Annotated in this window: 15 protein-coding genes; 6 read left to right on the top strand and 9 right to left on the bottom strand. The window is 61.7% G+C overall.

The features are described 5' to 3' along the window. Positions 1–103 precede the first annotated feature (103 nt). Positions 104–1,720: a GMC family oxidoreductase gene (locus CFB17_RS12080; protein ID WP_088561820.1), complete on the bottom strand. Its 1,617-nt coding sequence runs from the start codon at positions 1,718–1,720 to the stop codon at positions 104–106. Between the two features lie 63 nt (positions 1,721–1,783). Next, positions 1,784–3,094, bottom strand: a complete 1,311-nt coding sequence (mdlD, locus tag CFB17_RS12075) for an NAD(P)-dependent benzaldehyde dehydrogenase MdlD (protein WP_088561819.1) — start codon at positions 3,092–3,094, stop codon at positions 1,784–1,786. A 225-nt stretch (positions 3,095–3,319) separates the two neighbouring features. On the opposite strand from mdlD, the gene CFB17_RS12070 reads away from it, so the two are divergent. Further along, positions 3,320–3,790, top strand: a complete 471-nt coding sequence (locus tag CFB17_RS12070) for a MarR family winged helix-turn-helix transcriptional regulator (protein ID WP_165769590.1) — start codon at positions 3,320–3,322, stop codon at positions 3,788–3,790. A 602-nt stretch (positions 3,791–4,392) separates the two neighbouring features. Here the strand turns inward: CFB17_RS12070 and CFB17_RS12060 are convergent. Then, positions 4,393–4,683, bottom strand: coding sequence for a DUF2218 domain-containing protein (locus CFB17_RS12060; RefSeq protein WP_088561928.1), 291 nt, complete (start codon positions 4,681–4,683; stop codon positions 4,393–4,395). Between the two features lie 101 nt (positions 4,684–4,784). Next, a complete protein-coding gene (locus CFB17_RS12055; RefSeq protein ID WP_088561816.1) occupies positions 4,785–5,165 on the bottom strand; it encodes a winged helix-turn-helix transcriptional regulator in 381 nt (126 codons plus the stop codon). Between the two features lie 131 nt (positions 5,166–5,296). On the opposite strand from CFB17_RS12055, the gene CFB17_RS12050 reads away from it, so the two are divergent. The 5 genes from CFB17_RS12050 (at position 5,297) to CFB17_RS12030 (ending at position 10,414) form a co-directional block, all read left to right on the top strand. Beyond that, positions 5,297–5,908: an NAD(P)-dependent oxidoreductase gene (locus CFB17_RS12050; protein ID WP_088561815.1), complete on the top strand. Its 612-nt coding sequence runs from the start codon at positions 5,297–5,299 to the stop codon at positions 5,906–5,908. Between the two features lie 200 nt (positions 5,909–6,108). Then, on the top strand, positions 6,109–7,113 hold the full coding sequence (locus tag CFB17_RS12045; RefSeq protein ID WP_088561814.1) for an ABC transporter substrate-binding protein: 1,005 nt from the start codon (positions 6,109–6,111) through the stop codon (positions 7,111–7,113). Between the two features lie 2 nt (positions 7,114–7,115). Next, complete coding sequence (locus CFB17_RS12040; protein ID WP_088561813.1) at positions 7,116–7,937, top strand: ABC transporter ATP-binding protein; 822 nt, start codon at positions 7,116–7,118, stop codon at positions 7,935–7,937. Further along, positions 7,930–8,748, top strand: coding sequence for an ABC transporter permease (locus tag CFB17_RS12035; RefSeq protein WP_243389865.1), 819 nt, complete (start codon positions 7,930–7,932; stop codon positions 8,746–8,748). The genes CFB17_RS12040 and CFB17_RS12035 overlap by 8 nt, the downstream gene beginning before the upstream one ends. A 286-nt stretch (positions 8,749–9,034) precedes the next feature. Next, entirely contained in the window at positions 9,035–10,414 is a 1,380-nt protein-coding gene (locus tag CFB17_RS12030; protein WP_088561811.1) for an LLM class flavin-dependent oxidoreductase, read from the top strand. Positions 10,415–10,579: 165 nt separating this feature from the next. On the opposite strand, the gene CFB17_RS12025 is transcribed toward CFB17_RS12030, so the two are convergent. The 5 genes from CFB17_RS12025 to CFB17_RS12005 are packed head-to-tail and all read right to left on the bottom strand — an operon-like array spanning position 10,580 to position 17,510. Then, complete coding sequence (locus CFB17_RS12025) at positions 10,580–12,394, bottom strand: ABC transporter ATP-binding protein (RefSeq protein ID WP_088561810.1); 1,815 nt, start codon at positions 12,392–12,394, stop codon at positions 10,580–10,582. Next, on the bottom strand, positions 12,391–13,233 hold the full coding sequence (locus CFB17_RS12020) for an ABC transporter permease (RefSeq protein ID WP_322112139.1): 843 nt from the start codon (positions 13,231–13,233) through the stop codon (positions 12,391–12,393). Before CFB17_RS12020 ends, CFB17_RS12025 begins: the two co-directional genes overlap by 4 nt. A gap of 49 nt (positions 13,234–13,282) precedes the next feature. Next, the gene (locus CFB17_RS12015) at positions 13,283–14,257 is read right to left on the bottom strand and encodes an ABC transporter permease (protein ID WP_088561808.1); all 975 of its coding nucleotides are present in this window, start codon (positions 14,255–14,257) and stop codon (positions 13,283–13,285) included. A 6-nt stretch (positions 14,258–14,263) separates the two neighbouring features. After that, positions 14,264–15,877 carry an ABC transporter substrate-binding protein gene (locus CFB17_RS12010; RefSeq protein WP_088561807.1) on the bottom strand — a complete coding sequence of 538 codons (1,614 nt, stop codon included), beginning with the start codon at positions 15,875–15,877 and terminating at the stop codon, positions 14,264–14,266. A gap of 19 nt (positions 15,878–15,896) precedes the next feature. Next, on the bottom strand, positions 15,897–17,510 hold the full coding sequence (locus tag CFB17_RS12005; RefSeq protein ID WP_088561806.1) for an ABC transporter substrate-binding protein: 1,614 nt from the start codon (positions 17,508–17,510) through the stop codon (positions 15,897–15,899). Positions 17,511–17,827: the final 317 nt, after the last annotated feature.

Below are 17,827 nucleotides of genomic sequence, written 5' to 3'. Positions count from 1 at the left end.
CATCAGCTGGCTGTACTGGCGGTTTCATCCGCCGGAACAGCTCCGCGCGACGCCTGGCCGATCAAGATCGAAATATGCTCAATTATACATAGCTCACATTTCTTCAGGCAGCTCGGGAAAGGCTGCTGAAATAGGTCGACGCCAGCATCTTTGAAGCATGCAATGCCAACGCCTGGGTCGGCGCATTGGTATTACCACTGGTGATGGTCGGCATGATGGATGCGTCGATCACATGCAGGCCATCGATCCCCTTCACCTTGAGTGTGGCATCGACCACAGCCATCTCGTCTATCCCCATCCGGCAGGTGCCGACCGGGTGCCACATGGTGGTGGCGACGCTTTTGACGAATTCGCCTATCTGCTCATCCGTCTGCTTGTCCGCGCCCGGCAGAACCTCTTCATCAATGATCTCCGCCAGAGATTCCTGCGCCATGACCTTGCGCACGGCCTTGACCGCTTCGATGCCGACCTTGAGGTCATATTCGTGGCCGATGAAATTAGGATTGATCAGGGGCATGGATGTCGGGTCACCATCGGCAAGGCGGACCCAGCCACGGCTCCTGGGCTGAAGCACAACGGTCGCGAACGTCACACCTGAGCGCGAGCCTGTCGCATTGAGACCGTTCGTGGCAATGATCGGCTCATGATAACACTGCACGGTGGGCTCTTCATTGCCCAGGTTCGTCGGATCCCAATACGATACCGTCTCGATGCCGTTACCCGAGACCGGGCCGTCATTCGTCAGGAGATAGCGAGCACCGGCCACCAGAGAGCCGAAACCATGGGCGATGCTCTGATAGCCCATCTTGCCTTTCACATAGGCGGTGATGGGAATGATCGGATGGTCGTGCAGATTCTCGCCGACGCCCGGCAGAGCGGCGATGACGGGGATGTCGAACTTCTCGAGCTGTTCCTTCTGGCCGATGCCGGAATGCATCAATATCTTGGGCGACTGGACGGCGCCGGCGGAAAGAATGACCAGACCGGCTGAAATGTCCTGTTTTGCCTTGTGCTGCAGCGTCTCGACGCCGACCGCACGCGTGCCATCCAGGAGCACCTTTGTCACGGTCGCCCCGGTGAGCAAGGTGACGCGCCCGCTTTTGAGGTGCCCGCGCAGATGCGCCACGGCCGCGCTGCAACGCTTGCCATTGTCGGTGTTGCTCTGCACGGGCGCCACGCCTACTTGGCTAACGCCATTATAGTCAGGATTGTATGGCAGGCCATATTCCTGGAAGGCTTTCATGCAGCGCTGGTTTAGTTCATTGATCCCCTTGGGAAGCTCTACCGAGAGATGGCCGCCGATGCCGTGGTGGGCATTGTGGAACGTGTCGTTCTTCTCCTGCTCTATGAATGTCTGAAGCATGGTTTCCCAAGACCAGTCGCCCGTTTCTCCGACGGCCGCCTGCCATGCGGCGAAATCCTGTTTTTGACCGCGTACATAGCACATGGCATTGACGGAAGTGCCGCCGCCAACGACCTTGCCCATCCGATATCGGCGCGGCACGCCATGTATAGGAACCGTGTCGTAGGCCCACACGTGACGATCGTGGGACAGTATGACGGAATATCCGGCCGGCATATGGATCATCGGATCTCGATCCATGCCACCTGCCTCGACGACGGCGATCGTGGCTTCCGTGTTCCGCGCAAGATAATCCGCGATGACGCAGCCCGCCGCGCCGCTTCCTACGATAATGACATCAAAATAATTCCGCGCCATTGCCGACGCTCCTTCATGATATTTCAAGTAGCGGGCTGATCCCTCACCTGCGGCGGCGGGTTCCTAGGGCACGAATCGTACGGATTTCTTATGTGTGAAGGCCAGGAAGCTGTAATACCCATGATATTCACCCATTCCTGACGGTCCGATGCCGCCAAAGGGCAGATAAGGTGAAAAGGCATGCAACATGACCCCGTTGACCTGCGCGTCTCCGGATTGAATATTACCAATGAACGGCGCCGCACTTGCCCGGTCCTTGGTGAAGACATAGAGCGCCAGCGGTTTTGGATGGTTTTCGTTAATGGCGCGGATCGCATCCTCGGGCTTGCCGAATGTCAGCACTGGCAGGATGGGCCCGAAGAGTTCGGCCGTCATCAGCGAGTCACTCCAATCGACGCGATCGACGACGGTTGCACTAAACAGACGCTGGTCCACATCCGCCGTGCCGCCGATCAGGACCTCGCCCTTGCTTTCCGAAAGCAGATTCTTCAGACGGTCGACCTGCGCAGTGGTCACGATCTTCCCCGTTGAACCAAGCTCGGCCAACGACTCCCTGATGCGCGCGACCAGCTTATCCAGCAGCGGGATTTTGACGCTTTCCTGCACATAGAGATAATCGGGTGCAATGCAGGTCTGGCCGCTGTTGATGAATTTGCCGAACATCACCTGATCGACGACCTGGTCCAGATCCGCATCGGAGAGCACGATCAGCGGGCATTTCCCGCCAAGTTCGAGCACGACGGGGGTCAGATGCTCGGCCGCCGCCTTCATCACCACCTTGCCGACGCCAGGGCTTCCGGTAAAAAAGATCATGTCGAAGGGAAGGCCCAAGAGCTGTGTGTTTTCCTCGCGCGCGCCCTGGATCACCGACACATATTCATCCGCGAAAGACCCCGCGACGATCTTCTCGATCACGGCGGAGGTTCGCGGCGTATTTTCCGAAGGCTTGATGATGCAGGTGTTACCGCCCGCCAACGCGCCGACAAGCGGAGCGAAGGTCAGATTGATCGGGTAATTGAACGGGCCGATGATATAGGCGACACCGAATGGCTCGTGCGTCACGTAGCAATCGGACGGTGCTATGATATCGGGCGTCGCAACGCTTTCCGGCTTCACCCAATCATCAAGGTGTGCCAGCGCGAAATCGACTTCATGAACGACTTCGCCGATCTCTGCCAGGTCGACGACCGCCGGGGTCTTCCCGAGATCCGCCTCGAGCGCCGCATAAACGGCTTCCTTGTTGTCGAGCAACGCCTGCTTGAGCCGCGACAGAGCGGCCTTGCGGAAGCCTACGTCGCGCGTCTTTCCGCTCTGGAAGAATGCCTTCTGTTTGGCAAACACATCGTCGATTCGATAAGACGAGTCCAGGGTCATACTCGTACTCCTTTAAAGATGTCGAATCGCCATCATTCCAAGGTGTCCCTTCATATTCCTGGTCACACCCAAACCATGCGTCGAGCGCTCGTCCACTTTTCGCCAAGTCCGGCAACTCGGATATGATGCCAATGTTCTCAAATGAGACTATATGCTCGGAACGGTCCTGATAAAAGGTGCCATGTCTTCACGAAAAGCTGATGGATCGGGATGGGAGGTGGCCGAATGAACAAGTTTCTGGCCGTTATGGATCGGGAGAAAGCCGGACATCCTGATATCACCGTCACTTACCGGACGATGAGGCTGGCGGCCTTATGGCGGACCCATCTCGACCGCGCCTATGCCGAGACTGGTCTGTCACTCACGCTAGTGCGCCCGCTGCTGTATCTTGCTCTGATGCCCGAGGGCCTCTCGCAAAGGAACCTGGTGGATGCCCTCCAATGCGATGACGCGACACTGGCCCGGATTGTCGACACCCTGGAGAAGCAGGGTTTCATCGAGCGCAAAGTGGACATGAAGGACCGTCGGCTGAAGAGAGTCACGTTGACCGCTCTTGGTATCGACCGGATAGGCCCGATTTTCGCTATCACCCAACAGATCGAGGAAACCGTTTTATCGGGACTGAGCCAGAAGCAACGTGAGGAACTGATATCCTCACTGGACAAGATCATCTCCAATTTTTTGCTAGAACCTTAGGCTGAAAAGCGCTCCGGTTACTGGTCTCCCGGGAGCGGTTTATCGTCGCGACGCCATATCAGACGACAACCCGATGATCGTCAGCATCACGCGCACAATTCTTATACCGGGATTCTTATACCGGGATGGATCATTCTGATATGAGGGTATCAATGAAAGGGTGCTGTAAGTCATATATGAATATAGAAGAATACCCTTAAGTCGACATCGCCTATTTTTCTTCTACTTATGAGGCGAATTTTAAGCAGATCAAGGCAAGGAGAGGAATAGACGCAATTTTCTGGCCACGCCCAACAGAGACGAGCACTATATGTAAACTGTGAAACGGCCTCGCGGCGACCTCGGCGGCGATCGGCGCGAGCAGCAGTTGCACCGGCGTCCTCGCCAGCGGCGGCTGGTGGTTAGCATACCCCACAACTCGGCGTGGACGGGCACAGGATGATCGACATTGATCCGCTGCGCCGCTTCTCTGACACCAAGGCATCCGCTGGACGAAAGGGCTTTGCTGCCTCCGATTGCCAACTCGGTTTCTTTGTCGTTGATCAAGGTGACGGACGTTGGTCCGGAACCATGTATGAAGCTGCGGTCCTTCTTGTCGAGACTCAGGTCTGTCGCGACCAGTTGAAATCGAGTGTTTCGCGGAAAGCGAAGCGCTTGATGTGATCCGCGACAACAGTCTCAAGTTTGGCCAGACTCACTTCTTCGTTGTCTCGGACCACCACAACCAGTTCCGTCTCTTTCGCTGAGAGTTCAACCGACTGTCCTTCCCCGAAGTCGATGTTGCCTTTCGCCGGGTCGAAAGTGACGGTGAAGCGGTGGCTCCAGTGCTTGCACAATTGCTGGAGATACCGGCTGGCGCTCAGGGTTCTCACAGTGGCGCTTGATGTGACCATGAGATTATTACTCCTCATTCCGTCGGTGTTACGCGCGTGGCAGGTTTCATTCGTGCGGAGACGCGCCTGCACTTAGGGGCATAGGTCACGCATGATCCGCTCTACCGCGGCGCAAAAGTTTTGCGCGCGCGGCAGATCGCCAAATGATTGGCATCAGCCCATCGAACGAGCGCCTGCATCGGGACCAGAAAGGACCGCCCGAGATCGGTGAGTTCATATTCGACGCGGGGAGGGACCTCGGCATAAACTGTGCGGGTAATAAAGCCGTCTTGTTCGAGCCGCTTCAGCGTTCGCGAAAGCATCTGACGCGAGATATCGCCAATCTCGCGCGTCAGCTCATTGAAACGACAGGTTCTGGCCGAAAGCGCCTCCAATACCAGTAGACTCCACTGGTCACCGATCCGGTCGAGCACGTCGCGAATCGGACAGGGTTCGGTGATCTCGATATCCGACTCTGCGACGCTGGAAATTGCTTTAGTCATTGTGGCGTGACCTTGTCGTTTGACCGTGACTTCTTGTGGCTTTCGTTCGAACAGCATAGCTTCCGTTCAGCAGTCCACCTTTCATACTTTGTGCCCATTACATACCATAAGACTGACGGAAAGGAACAGCCATGAGCCGTGTTGCTCTCATCGGAGCCTCCGGCAATGCCGGATCGCGCATCCTGAAGGAACTGTCCAATCGCGGCCATCAGGTCACCGCCATCGCCCGCAATCCCGAAAAGATCGCCTCACTTCCACATGTGACCGCCGTCAAGGGTGATCTCTTCGACCGCGCTGGCCTTGCAGCGCTGCTGAAAGGTCATGATGCGGTAATAAGTTCGGTGCATTTCACGCAGTCCGATCCGGAACTGCTGATCGGCGCCGTCAAGGAAGCCGGCGTGAAGCGCTATCTGGTCGTCGGCGGCGCCGGCAGCCTGGAAATCGCGCCGGGAAAGCGACTGATCGATCAGCCCGACTTCCCCGAAGCCTATCGCTCGGAAGCCGCGAAAGGAGCGGAGTTCCTCCAACGTCTGCGTAGCGAGACCGATCTCGACTGGACCTTCCTATCGCCCTCGGCCGCATTCGTGCCAGGTGAACGAACCGGAAAGTTCCGTCTGGGCAAGGACACGCTTTTGACCAGCGAAGCGGGCAGCAGCATCTCGTTCGAGGACTATGCTATCGCACTCGTCGACGAATGGGAAAATCCCGCGCATATCCGCGAACGTTTCACCGTCGGCTATTGATCGACAGCCGGGAAAGGCGCTTGCCCCGCAAGCTCGGGGCCGCCTCGTCCAGACGGAACGAACGAGACCCAGAAATGTGCATAAGTTACATTATGACAATTAGTCCAGCGACGGGAAATGCAGCCGAATAAGCCTATTAAATTGATCGTTATTATGGTTAGTGCTCCCGCACTGCATCCATTCGGTTGGAAGGATCATACATGCGCGTACGGGCGTTCCTGGCGATTGCGGCACTCTTTCCGGCGCTTCTTCTGTCGCAGATCGTTGCGGCTGCGGCCGAGACGAACAGGTTGCGCATCGCTCAGCAGTTCGGGATCGGCTATCTGCCCTTGATCGTCGCCAAGGAACAAAAGCTGATCGAGAAGCACGCGGTAAGTCTGGGGTTGCCGGCGACCGAGGTCACCTGGCTGCAGATGTCGGGCGCTGCCGCCATGAACGATTCGCTGATCTCTGGCGGGCTGGATTTCGCTACCGCCGGCGTGGCGCCCGCCATTCTCACCAGGGACAAGACCCGCGGCCGGATGAACATCACGCTGATCTGTTCGCTGGGCTCGATGCCCAATATCCTGGTCAGCAATAATCCAGCGGTGAAGACGATCAAGGATTTCACCTCTACCGATCGCATCGCGCTGCCCTCGGTCAAGGTTGGGTTTCAGCCGATCGTCCTGCAGATCGCGGCGGAAAAGACATTTGGCCAGTATGACAAGCTCGACAGCCTGACTGTAAGCCTGCCCCACCCGGACGCAGCGGCGGCGATCCTGTCCGGTGCCGGTGGGATCACCGCGCATTTCTCCTCGCCGCCTTTCATGGAGCAGGAACTCGAGAGCGGTAAGGCCCATGCGGTGCTCAACAGCTATGACGTGCTGGGCGGGCCGCACACCTTCAACGTCGTCTATGCGACCGAGAAGTTCACAGCCGACAATCCAAAGACCGTCGCGGCTTTCGTCGATGCGCTGGATGAGGCCAATAGCTGGATCAAGGCCAACCCCACGGAAGCGGCCAAGCTCTATGTGGCGGCGGAACACTCGAAGCTCGCACCCGATTTCATCGAGCGGATCATTCGCGACCCGCAGATCGATTTCACCACGGTTCCCGAGCGCGTCGATGCGTTCGCCGATTTCGAGTTCCGCATCGGCCTGATCAAGGAAAAGCCCACCTGGAAGGAATTGTTCCAGCCCGGGCTTCACGCGAAAAATGGCAGCTGAGCATGACCCCAGGCTCGCGGAGCGCGGGCGATCGGCTTACCGCGCAACTGGCCGTCTCGGGCGTAACCCTGCGCTACGCGGCTGAATCCGGCCCGGTTACCGCCGTTGACAATGTGTCGTTCACGATCGGCAAGGGTGAACGCCTGGTGCTGCTCGGTCCTTCGGGCTGTGGCAAGTCCTCACTCTTGCGCGCCGTTGGCGGGTTTCTCCGGCCGGTCAGCGGCGAAATTCGGCTGGACGACGCCGCGGTGACGGGTCCAGGCCCGGATCGCATGATGGTCTTTCAGGAATTCGACCAATTGCTGCCATGGCGGACCGTCGCCGGGAATGTCGAATTCGCGCTGCGTCGCGCGCGTCATCTTTCGGCGGCCGAGGCAAGGACCGTGGCGCGCGACTGGATCGGGCGGGTGGGCTTGAGCAAATTCGCGACCGCCTTCCCCCACACGCTCTCCGGCGGCATGAAGCAGCGCGTCGCCATCGCCCGCGCGTTTGCCGTGCAGCCCGCCATCTTGCTCATGGACGAGCCATTCGCGGCTCTGGATGCCCTCTCGCGCGGCCGCATGCAGGACGAGTTGCTGGCTCTTTGCCAGGAGACAGGCGCCACCACCTTGTTCGTCACGCACGCGATCGACGAGGCATTGCATGTGGGCACGCGCATCCTCGTCCTCTCCGCTAACCCCGGCCGCGTCGCCGCCGAATATGGCGTGCCCGAGGCAGCGGCCGATCGCGGGGCGGCGCAGCTGGCAAAGCTCCAGGCCGACATCCAGGCCGTCATTTTCGCTGGCCACGGCCCTATGGATGATCGGGACATCGCTCATGCCTGAGCAGACGCTGCGCCATGCGGCCTTGTCGGAGCGACGGGTCCTGGCGCTCGCCCCGGCCAGACGTCGGCTGATCATCCTGATCCTTCTCGCTGCCGGCTGGGAGGCCTGCGCCCGCTGGTATGATAATTCGCTCCTGCTACCCAGCTTTACCCAGACAATCTCAGCCTTGCTGGCCGCGATCCTGAACGGGGAGTTGCCAAGCAGGACCGGGGCGTCTCTCGAAGTCCTTCTTGTCGGCTACGCCATCGGCATCCTTCTTGCCGTCGTCATTACCGCCGTCGCGGCGCTGAGCCGATGGGGCGAGAGCTTCCTGGTCCTGCTGACCTCGATGTTCAATCCGCTGCCAGCCATCGCCCTCTTGCCGATCGCCCTTCTCTGGTTCGGGGTTGGTTCCGCAAGCCTGATCTTCGTCGTCGTCCATGCCGTGCTATGGCCCTTGACGCTGTCGTGCCACGCGGGTTTTCGCGCGGTGCCGCAGACCTTGCGCATGGCCGGGCGGAACCTGGGCCTGTCGGGCTCGCGGTATGTCTTCGACATCCTCTTTCCCGCGGCCTTGCCGTCCATCCTCTCGGGCCTGCGGCTGGGATGGGCGTTCGCCTGGCGCACGTTGATCGCGGCCGAGATGGTCTTTGGTGCCAGTGCCGCGTCGGGGGGCATTGGCTGGTATATTTTCGTCAATCGCGCGCAACTCGAGACGGCCAATGTCTTTGCCGGCCTCCTTGCGGTCATCCTGATCGGCCTGCTCGTGGAAGCCCTGGTCTTCAGCACGCTCAGCAGGCTCACCGTCCAGCGCTGGGGGCAGGAAGCGTAGTTGCCGCCGCCCGGCCCGAGGGAACGCCACCTTGCGTGCCGGATCCTTGCGTCTGGACAGGAGGGGCTTTCATTCGGGCCCCGCCGCGCCCTCTTCGCTTGGGCGCGGCTGGGACCAGCCCTCATCGCGGCTGGCGTTATGCCCCGCCTAGTGACGGGCCGGCAGAAAGTCTATAAAGACGATCGTCATGATAACAATGGATGACTCGGCTGGTGTCGCCGCCGGGTCGAGAGACTCCTTTCCTCTGCTCCTCGGTACCTGACGCTGCCTTCGGTTAAGCAAATCCATGCGCCAAGAAATTCGTCTCAACGCCTTCGACATGAACTGCGTCGCGCATCAGTCACCTGGTCTCTGGCGCCATCCGCGCGACCGGTCGGGCGAATATAACCGGCTGGGTTACTGGGTTGAGCTTGCAGCGGTGCTGGAGCGCGGCCTCTTTGACGGCCTATTTCTTGCCGACGTCCTGGGCGTCTATGACGTCTATGGTCAAAACGCGGACGCCGCCTTGCGCAACGCGACGCAGATTCCCGTCAACGATCCCATGCTGCTCGTCCCGGCCATGGCGCAGGCGACCAGGCATCTGGGGTTCGGCATCACCTGCACGCTTTCCTACGAGCCGCCTTTCACCTTTGCACGCCGCATGTCGACGCTGGACCACCTGACAGAAGGCCGCATCGGCTGGAACATCGTCACGGGCTATCTGGACAGCGCCGCCAAGGGCCTGGGGCGAGATCGGCAGAACGCGCACGACGATCGCTACCTGATCGCCGAGGATTACATGGAGGTGGTCTACAAGCTCTGGGAGGGAAGCTGGGAGGAAGGTGCGGTCCTGCGCGACAAGGAACGCGGCATCTTCACCGATCCTGCGAAGGTTCACCGCGTTCACCATGCAAGCCAGCATCACCGGCTGGACGCCATTCACCTGGCCGAGCCCTCGCTCCAGCGAACACCGGTCCTCTACCAGGCGGGATCGTCGACAAAGGGCCGGGCTTTCGCCGGCCGCCATGCCGAGTGCGTTTTCATGTCCGGCCCCTCGCCCCAGGTGGTGGCCCCAAGGGTTCAAGGCGTTCGTCAGGCGGCGGAGGAAGCGGGCCGCGATCCGGCCTCCGTGCTCATCTTCGCCCTTGCCACCGTCATCGTGGCGCCGACAGCGGCGGCGGCCGCCGCCAAGCACGAGGAATATCGCAGCTATGTGAGCGTCGAGGGGGCGCTTACCCTGTTCTCCGGCTGGACCGGGCTCGATTTCAGCCGGTACGACCCGGATCAGGAGATACGCTATATCGACAACGATGCCGGTCGCTCGGCGCTTGAGAATATCAGCCGCGCGGATCCCGAGAGAGTCTGGACGGTTCGCGAGGTGGCCGAGCATGCCGGTATCGGTGGCATCGGCCCCGTGATCGTCGGCGATCCGGCCGGGGTCGCCGACCAGTTGGAGCGCTGGATGGAACTGACCGGCATCGATGGCTTCAATCTGGCCTATGCCGTGGCACCCGAGACCTTCGTCGACGTCGTCGACCTGCTCGTTCCCGAGCTGCAAAAGCGAGGTCGATACAAGCAGCGCTACGGCGAGGGCACGCTGCGTGAAAAGCTCTTCCCGGGTGGCCGCCGGCTGCTGACCCCTCCCCATCCAGCCGCCGGCTATCGACCTTTCCCCGCCAGTCGCTGACCGGCGGAATGCCCCACGACCGCCGACCATGCCCTTGAACATCAAAGGGGCACGGATATACGGCTGGCAGGCTCAGGCGGCTTCAACGATGAAGATCATTTCGTCCGACATGCTTTCATCGAGAGGCTTCTTGTCCCAATCGCCATAGACGGCTTTCTTGGGGCCTTAGTCTGATGCCTGGACGAAATGTCCCGGGGCCACCTCGAGGCGTGGCCTTGGTCCCGGCCTGAAGGGAAAGTCCGGCATGAAACCGGCAGCGCCTCGAGGCAGAGGCGCGGCGCGCGTGAGGGAGGGGACGGCGTTCAAGAGGTGGCGTGTATAGGGGTGCTGCGGCGTTTCCATGATTTGTGCCCGGCTGCCGATCTCGACGATCTGGCCGCGATACATGACGGCGATCCGGTGGCTGATGCGCTCGACCACCGCCATGTCGTGACTGATGAACAGGCAGGCGATGCCGAGCTGCTGCTGGAGATCGATCAAGAGATCGACGATCCTGGCCTTGACGGACACGTCCAGCGCCGAGACCGCTTCGTCGGCGATCAGGAGGCGCGGCTCCAGCGCCAGGGCGCGGGCGATACAGATGCGCTGGCGCTGCCCGCCGGAAAATTGATGCGGGTACCGGTCGAGATGGGCGGCATCCAGACCCACCCGGACCAGAAGTTCGGCCGTCCGCTCGCGAATCTGCCTGCCGCGTGCCAGGCCATGCAGCCTGATCGGCTCGGCCAGCGCGCTGCCGATCGTCTGGCGCGGGTCGAGCGAGCCGAACGGATCTTGGAAGATCATCTGCATGCGCTGGCGGAACGGCCGTAAGGCCACCTCGTCGAGGCCGGCCAGAGTCTGCCCGGCGAACCGCACGCTGCCTGAGTACGGCTCGATCAGGCGCAGAATGCTGCGTCCGGTCGTCGACTTGCCGGAGCCCGATTCGCCGACGATCGCCAGCGTCTCGCCCTCATGGAGGTCGAAGGACACATGATCGACGGCCACGACCTCGGCGGTTCGGCGGCCCCGCCAGTTCCGCCGTGCGGGAAACCGCGTGACCAGATCCTCGACCGTGAGCAAAGGCCGACCCTGCGCCGGCGCTTCACCGCCCTGGGCCGGCTGCGCGCCATCGGCGAAGCGGCGCGGTGTGGTCGAGCCCGCCATGTCACCCAGGCGGGGTACCGCCGCCAGCAAGGCCTTGGTGTAGGCTTGGGACGGTGCTGCCAGCAAGGAAGCCGCCTGGCCCTGCTCGACGATCTGACCATGTCGCATGACCATGACCCGGTCGGCCAGCTGTGCGACGACACCCATGTCGTGGGTAATGAACAGGAGGGCCACGCCCATCTCGTCCTGGAGATCGCGCAAGAGGTCGAGAATCTGGGCCTGGATGGTGACGTCCAGGGCCGTGGTGGGCTCGTCGGCGATGAGCAGCTTCGGCCGGCAGGCGATGGCGGCGGCGATCATCGCCCGCTGTCGCATGCCGCCGGAGAGGCGGTGCGGGTAGTCCAGCCGCCGGCGCCGCGCATCGGGGATACGCACACGATCGAGCAGGCGAACCACCTCCGCATCGGCGGCCCGCGCCGACATTTTCTGGTGGATACGCAGCGTCTCGCCGATCTGCTGGCCGATCGGCATGACCGGATTGAGGCTGGTCATCGGCTCCTGGAAGATCATGCCGACCTCGCGTCCGCGCACGCTTGGCAGGGCCGGTTCGGGCAGATCCAGAAGGTTGCGGCCGGCCAGCTCGACGCGGCCACCGATGCGCGCCGTCCTTTTCGGCAGCAGGCGCATGATCGAGAGGGCGGTGACGCTTTTGCCGGAGCCTGATTCCCCAACCACGGCCAGGGTTTCGGCTGGCCGGATATCGAATGACACGCCACGCACCACCGGGGTCCAACGCCCGCCATGGCGAAATTCGACGCGGAGATCTTGCACCGTCAAGACCGGGGCCACTGGTTCGGCTGCCGCGACGACCGAGGTCTGGAGAATGGTCTCGCTCATTGGTGCTGCTTCGCATCGAGGGCGTCGTTCAGGCCATCGCCCAGAAGGTTCAGGGCCAGTACCGCGACCAGGATGGCGATGCCGGGCAAGGTTGCGACATACCAATCGGTGCGCAGCACCTCCCGGCCGGCGCCGACCATGCCGCCCCAGCTGATGACGTTGGGATCGCCCAAGCCCAGGAAGGCCAGGCTGGATTCGGTGAGGATCGCGGTTGCCACCATCATCGAGGCCGAGACGATGATCGGTGCCAGCGTGCCTGGCAGGATGTGGAAGAGGATGATGCGCCAGGAAGGCAGACCCATGCCGATCAGGGCCTCGACAAACTCGCTCTGGCGGAGCTTCAGCGTCTCGGCCCGCACAATGCGCGCCAGGCCCGGCCAGGAGGTGATGCCGATCGCCAGTACGATGGCCGGGATCGAGGGCTGAAGGATGGCGACCACCGCCAAGACGAAGAGGAAGGGCGGTATCGTCTGGAACAGCTCGGTCGCGCGCATGAGGCCCTGATCGAGCCGCTTGCCGTGATAGCCGGCAAGGAGGCCGATCCCGACACCGATGAGAAGCGAGACGAAGGTGGCGACGACGCCGATCGCCAGCGAGACGCGGGCACCGTGGAAGATGCCGGCGATGAGATCGCGACCCAGCATGTCCGTCCCCAGGGGGAAAGCCGGATCGTCACCCGGCCAGAGGAAGGGCAGCGCCACCATGTCGAGTGGATCGTCGGGATAGAGCCAGTTCGCACTGGCGGCCATGAAGAGGATCACCGCCAGGAGGATGAGGCCGATGACGGCGCATGGCCGCCGCAGCAGCCGCATCGCCAGGCAGGGACCGCTTTGCGGCATCAGCGCGCCCGCGGGTGCTCCCAGTTCGTCGGGTTCAGCCAGTGCCATGTCAGTTCAGTTCGATGCGCGGGTCGAGGACGCTATAAAGGAGATCGACGCCAAGATTGACGAGCACGACGATGATGGAGCTGCAAAGGAGGATACCGAGCAGCAAATTGAGATCGCGCTGAAACAAGGCCTCGAAGGCTAGACGGCCGAGACCCGGCCAGGCAAAGACCGTCTCGACCAGAACCGCGCCGCCCAGGATCGAGCCGATCTGCACGCCCAGCATGGTGACGACCGGAAGCAGCGCGTTCGGCACGACATGGCGGCGCATCAGGCGTCGCTCGTCCACACCGCGCGCCCTTGCGGAGCGGATGAAATCACGTGACATCACGCTCAAGACCGAGGCGCGCATAAGGCGCGTGTAGGCGGCCAGATAGAAGAGGCCCAGCGTTACCGCCGGCAGGACCAGGTGACGGGCCACGTCCAGGGCATAGGCGATGCCGCCATAACCGCTCTCGATGCTGCTCATGCCGCCGACCGGCAGCCAGTCGAGCCAGACCGAGAAGACGACGACCAGGACAATGCCGATCCAGAACAAGGGCGTGGCATAGAAAAGAAGAGCCACGGTCGAAATCACGATGTCAGCTCCTCGGCCAACCCGACGGGCCGCCAGCACGCCCAGGGCGGAGCCGCCAAGAAAGGCAAAGCCGATACTGGTGCCCATCAAGAGGAGGGTGGCCGGCAGACGCTGTAAGATGAGGTCCAGGACCGGCAGGCCCTGGCGGAAGGAAAAGCCGAGATTGAAGGTCAGGATATTGCCGATATAGCGCGCAAACTGGATGTAGAGCGGTTGGTCGAGGCCGAACTGCGCACGCAGGGCCGCCATGTAGTCAGGGCTGGCAGCACCCGCCTCGCCGGCCAGCACCGAGGCGGCATCGCCCGGTGCGAGGTGCAGGAGAAAGAAATTGATCACCGCGATGCCAAGGACCACGAAAATGATCTGGATCAGGCGTCGCGCCCAATAGTGCAGGCTGGCCATGCAGCTTCACTCCGCGCTCGTATCGAACCAGGCATTCTTGACCGAGGCATAGACCTGGTCGCCTTGCTGCGTCAGGTCGCGCAGATTGGCTGCGTGGAGCGTGAAGAAGCGCAGCTCCGCCAGCGGCAAGGTCGGCAGGTCGGTTTGCACAACCGTCTGGAATTTGCGGAACAGCTCGGCCCGCGCCTTCGCGTCGGGGCTGATCGCCGCCTGGTCGATGAGATCGTCGACCAGCGGGTTCTTGTAGCCGGAGGCGTTGGTCCAGGGGGTCCCGCTGCCAACCCAGCCCGACCAGTAGATCCGTGTGATGCCCATCTGCGGATCGGGGAACGCGCCGTTCCAGCTGCTGGAGACGTCGAAGTCGCGGTCGGCATAGACGCGCTTGATGAAGCTGGCCGTGTCCTGGGCGCGGATATCGACCTCGATGCCGACGCGCTTTAGCGCCTGCTTCAGGTAATCGCCCGTGCGCTTGAAGTCGTCGCCATAGGGGAGGAAGTCGTGCGTCAGCTTGAAGCGGACGCCGTTCGCACCGCGCTTCAGTCCCGCCTCGTCGAGCAGCGTCTCCGCCCTGGCGGGATCGAAGGCGTAGCGCGGCACGTCGGGATTATGGAAGAACGGCACGGTGGAGGGTACGGGGCTGATCGCCGGCACGGCAAAACCATACCAGACGATCTTGGCGATGGCCTGCAGGTCGATCGCGTGGGCCAGCGCCTGACGCACTTTGACATCCTTGAGATAAGGATTGTCGATGTTGAAATCGAGATAGAAGACGGGTGAGAGCCATTCATAGCCGCGCGTCTCGATGCGCAGCTGCGGCAGCTTGCCCAGCCTTTCCGCCTCGCGCAAAGGCACCGGGCTCAAGATCGCGTATTGAGCCTCGCCTTTTTCCAGAGCCGCGGCGCGCGCGGCGGCGTCCGGCACCACCTTGAAGATGAGCTTGTCCAGATAGGGCTTGTCCTGGTCCCAGTAATGCGGATTGCGCTCCAGAAGGATATATTCACCCTTCTTCCATTCCTTGAAGACGAACGGCCCCGTACCGATCGGCTTATTGTTGTAAGGATTGGTGAGAATGTCCGTGCCTTCGTAGAGATGCCTGGGGAGGATCGTCGCACCGCTGGCGTTAAGCGTGCTCATAATGGCCAGCGAGGGAGCCTTCAGGCGCAGGACGACCGTGTGTTCATCGGGCACATCGACCGTTTCGACATTCTTGTAGATGCTTTTGTTGCGGGGATGGATGGTCTGCCAGACATTCTCGAGCGACCATTTGACGTCCGCCGAGGTGAAGGGCTGGCCGTCGTGCCAGAGCACGCCCTGGCGCAGGTGGAAGGTGATGGTCTTGCCGTCAGGGGCCACCTCCCAACTCGTCGCCAGCGAGGGCCGGAGCGAGAGGTCGAACGCATAGTCGACCAGTCCGTCAAAGACGTTGCCGCTGACGAACTGGGTGGGTGCGGCCGTATTCACGGCGGCCGTCAGGACCACGGGTTCCGGCTGGACGATCGCCGTCAAGGTCCCGCCGCGTCTTGGCGTCGTCGCGGCCAAGACCAGCTCCGGTCCCAAGGGAGCCAGGAGAGAAGCCAGGGCCAGCCTGGAAACGGCGGATCGGCGGCTCAGTCGAGGCATGCCATTCTTCCTGCGGGAGTCACTTGGGATCGCTGGATATGTCCAGCCAGAAATCGCGCAACGAGCCATAGACCTGATCGCCGAAGGCCGGTGGATGACGCAATGCTGCCGCCTCGACGTTGAAAAATTTCATTTCCAGGAGCGGCAGGGTCGGCAAGTCGCTCATGACAATCTGCTGGAAACTCTTGAACGCCTCGATGCGCTTTGCCTGGTCGGCCTCGCCTTGTACGTCACTGATGATCTGGTCGACCTTCGGATTATTATAGCCGGAGCCGTTCGTCCAAGGGATGTTCTTGCCGATGGAGGCCGAGGAATAGGCGCGGGTGACGCCGATCTGCGGATCGGCGAAGGCGGCGAACCAGGTGATCGCGATATCGAAGTCACGGTCGCCATAGACGCGCTTGGTATAGGCGGCCGTGTCCTGGCTGCGCACCGTCGCCTCGACGCCGACGCGCTTGAATGCCTGCTTCAGGTATTCGGCGGTGCGCTTGAAATCATCGCCGTAGGGGATGTAGTCGATGAAGAGGCTCAGCCGGTTGCCGTCGGCGCGGGGCTTGAGGCCGGCCTCGTCCAGGAGGGCGGCTGCTTTCTTGGGGTCGAAATCGTAGCGCGGCACGGTCGAATCGTGAAACGCCCTGAGCGAGCTTGGGACCGGGCTGATGGCGGGCTCGCCAAAGCCGAACCAGACGATCTTGGCGATGGCATTCTTGTCGACAGCGTGCGCCAGCGCCTGGCGGATCTTGGGGTTGTCGAGACCGGGTCGCGTCACGTTGAAGTCGAAGAAGAGCCAGGGAGACACCCACTCATAGCCCGTCGTCGTAACACGAAGGCTCGGCAGCTTGGCCAGTCGCGCCGCGTCCTTGAGCGGCACGGGGCTAAGCACGGCATAGTGCGCTTCGCCCGTCTCCAGCGCCGCCGAGCGCGCGGCGGCATCGGGGATGACCTTGAAGATTACCCGATCCAGGTAAGGCTTTCCCTCGTCCCAATAATGGGGATTACGCTCCAGCACGATATAGTTGCCGCGATTCCATTCCTTGAAGACAAACGGCCCCGTGCCGATAGGCTTGTTGTTATATGGATTGTTGAGAACGTCCGTGCCTTCGTAGAGATGCCGGGGCAGGATCTGCGCGCCATTACTGTTGAGCGAACTCAGGATCGCCAGCGATGGCGCGCTCAGATGCAGGATGACGGTATGATCGTCCGGGGTCAGGACGGTCTCGACCTTGCCGAAGGTCGCCTGGTTGCGCGGATGAATGGTCTTCCAGACATTCTCGAGCGTCCATTTCACGTCCGCCGATGTGAAGGGCTGGCCATCATGCCAAAGGACGCCAGGGCGCAGATGGAAGGTGATCGTCCGACCGTCCGCGCTGGTCTCCCAGCTTTGCGCCAGGGCCGGCACGGGTTGCAGTGCCGCGTCGTAATCGACGAGACCATCGAAGATGGAACCTGAGACGACGCCCGTCGGCGCCGCGGTATTGATGGCGGCGGTCAAGACGACCGGCTCTGGCTGGATGATGGCGGAGAGCGTCCCGCCGCGCCTGGGGGAATCCGCCGCGAACGCGACACCGGGCAGCAGGCCGAGGCCGGTCACGCTGGCCGTCTTCGAGATGAACGACCGTCTTGCCAATCGCATAAGAACACCATCCTCGCCGCGACCGCAGGGCGCCGGCAGTTCGACTGAATTTGTTAGGTAACCTATGATGAATATAGGCTTTTAGAGACGACGATGACGCGATGGCGCCCCGCCTGCCTTGACGCTCGACGGATCGGGGTCAAGCGTCGGCGACGGGCGGCGAGCCTGTCGCCGACCCGGAACGCGCGGCCGAGCTCACCTCCTCGGCCCCGGTCGACAAAGGGCGCGCGAGCGGCCCGGCTATTTATTGAGATCGACGACGCGCAGATAGGGCTTGAGGGTCTTCCAGCCCTGGGGGAAGCGGGCCTTGGCGTCCT

This window comes from Arboricoccus pini (genome assembly GCF_900187945.1).
In the GTDB taxonomy this organism is placed as follows: domain Bacteria; phylum Pseudomonadota; class Alphaproteobacteria; order Geminicoccales; family Geminicoccaceae; genus Arboricoccus; species Arboricoccus pini.
Note: the sequence above shows the minus strand (reverse complement) of the source record. Positions and strands in the feature narration are given on the sequence as shown.

Excerpts from the sequence above, each read along its gene's own strand:
- CFB17_RS12080 (WP_088561820.1), bottom strand. The coding sequence starts at position 1,720 with ATGGCGCGGAATTATTTTGATGTCATTATCGTAGGAAGCGGCGCGGCG.
- mdlD (WP_088561819.1), bottom strand. The coding sequence starts at position 3,094 with ATGACCCTGGACTCGTCTTATCGAATCGACGATGTGTTTGCCAAACAG.
- CFB17_RS12070 (WP_165769590.1), top strand. The coding sequence starts at position 3,320 with ATGAACAAGTTTCTGGCCGTTATGGATCGGGAGAAAGCCGGACATCCT.
- CFB17_RS12060 (WP_088561928.1), bottom strand. The coding sequence starts at position 4,683 with ATGGTCACATCAAGCGCCACTGTGAGAACCCTGAGCGCCAGCCGGTAT.
- CFB17_RS12055 (WP_088561816.1), bottom strand. The coding sequence starts at position 5,165 with ATGACTAAAGCAATTTCCAGCGTCGCAGAGTCGGATATCGAGATCACC.
- CFB17_RS12050 (WP_088561815.1), top strand. The coding sequence starts at position 5,297 with ATGAGCCGTGTTGCTCTCATCGGAGCCTCCGGCAATGCCGGATCGCGC.
- CFB17_RS12045 (WP_088561814.1), top strand. The coding sequence starts at position 6,109 with ATGCGCGTACGGGCGTTCCTGGCGATTGCGGCACTCTTTCCGGCGCTT.
- CFB17_RS12040 (WP_088561813.1), top strand. The coding sequence starts at position 7,116 with ATGACCCCAGGCTCGCGGAGCGCGGGCGATCGGCTTACCGCGCAACTG.
- CFB17_RS12035 (WP_243389865.1), top strand. The coding sequence starts at position 7,930 with ATGCCTGAGCAGACGCTGCGCCATGCGGCCTTGTCGGAGCGACGGGTC.
- CFB17_RS12030 (WP_088561811.1), top strand. The coding sequence starts at position 9,035 with ATGCGCCAAGAAATTCGTCTCAACGCCTTCGACATGAACTGCGTCGCG.
- CFB17_RS12025 (WP_088561810.1), bottom strand. The coding sequence starts at position 12,394 with ATGAGCGAGACCATTCTCCAGACCTCGGTCGTCGCGGCAGCCGAACCA.
- CFB17_RS12020 (WP_322112139.1), bottom strand. The coding sequence starts at position 13,233 with ATGCCGCAAAGCGGTCCCTGCCTGGCGATGCGGCTGCTGCGGCGGCCA.
- CFB17_RS12015 (WP_088561808.1), bottom strand. The coding sequence starts at position 14,257 with ATGGCCAGCCTGCACTATTGGGCGCGACGCCTGATCCAGATCATTTTC.
- CFB17_RS12010 (WP_088561807.1), bottom strand. The coding sequence starts at position 15,877 with ATGCCTCGACTGAGCCGCCGATCCGCCGTTTCCAGGCTGGCCCTGGCT.
- CFB17_RS12005 (WP_088561806.1), bottom strand. The coding sequence starts at position 17,510 with ATGCGATTGGCAAGACGGTCGTTCATCTCGAAGACGGCCAGCGTGACC.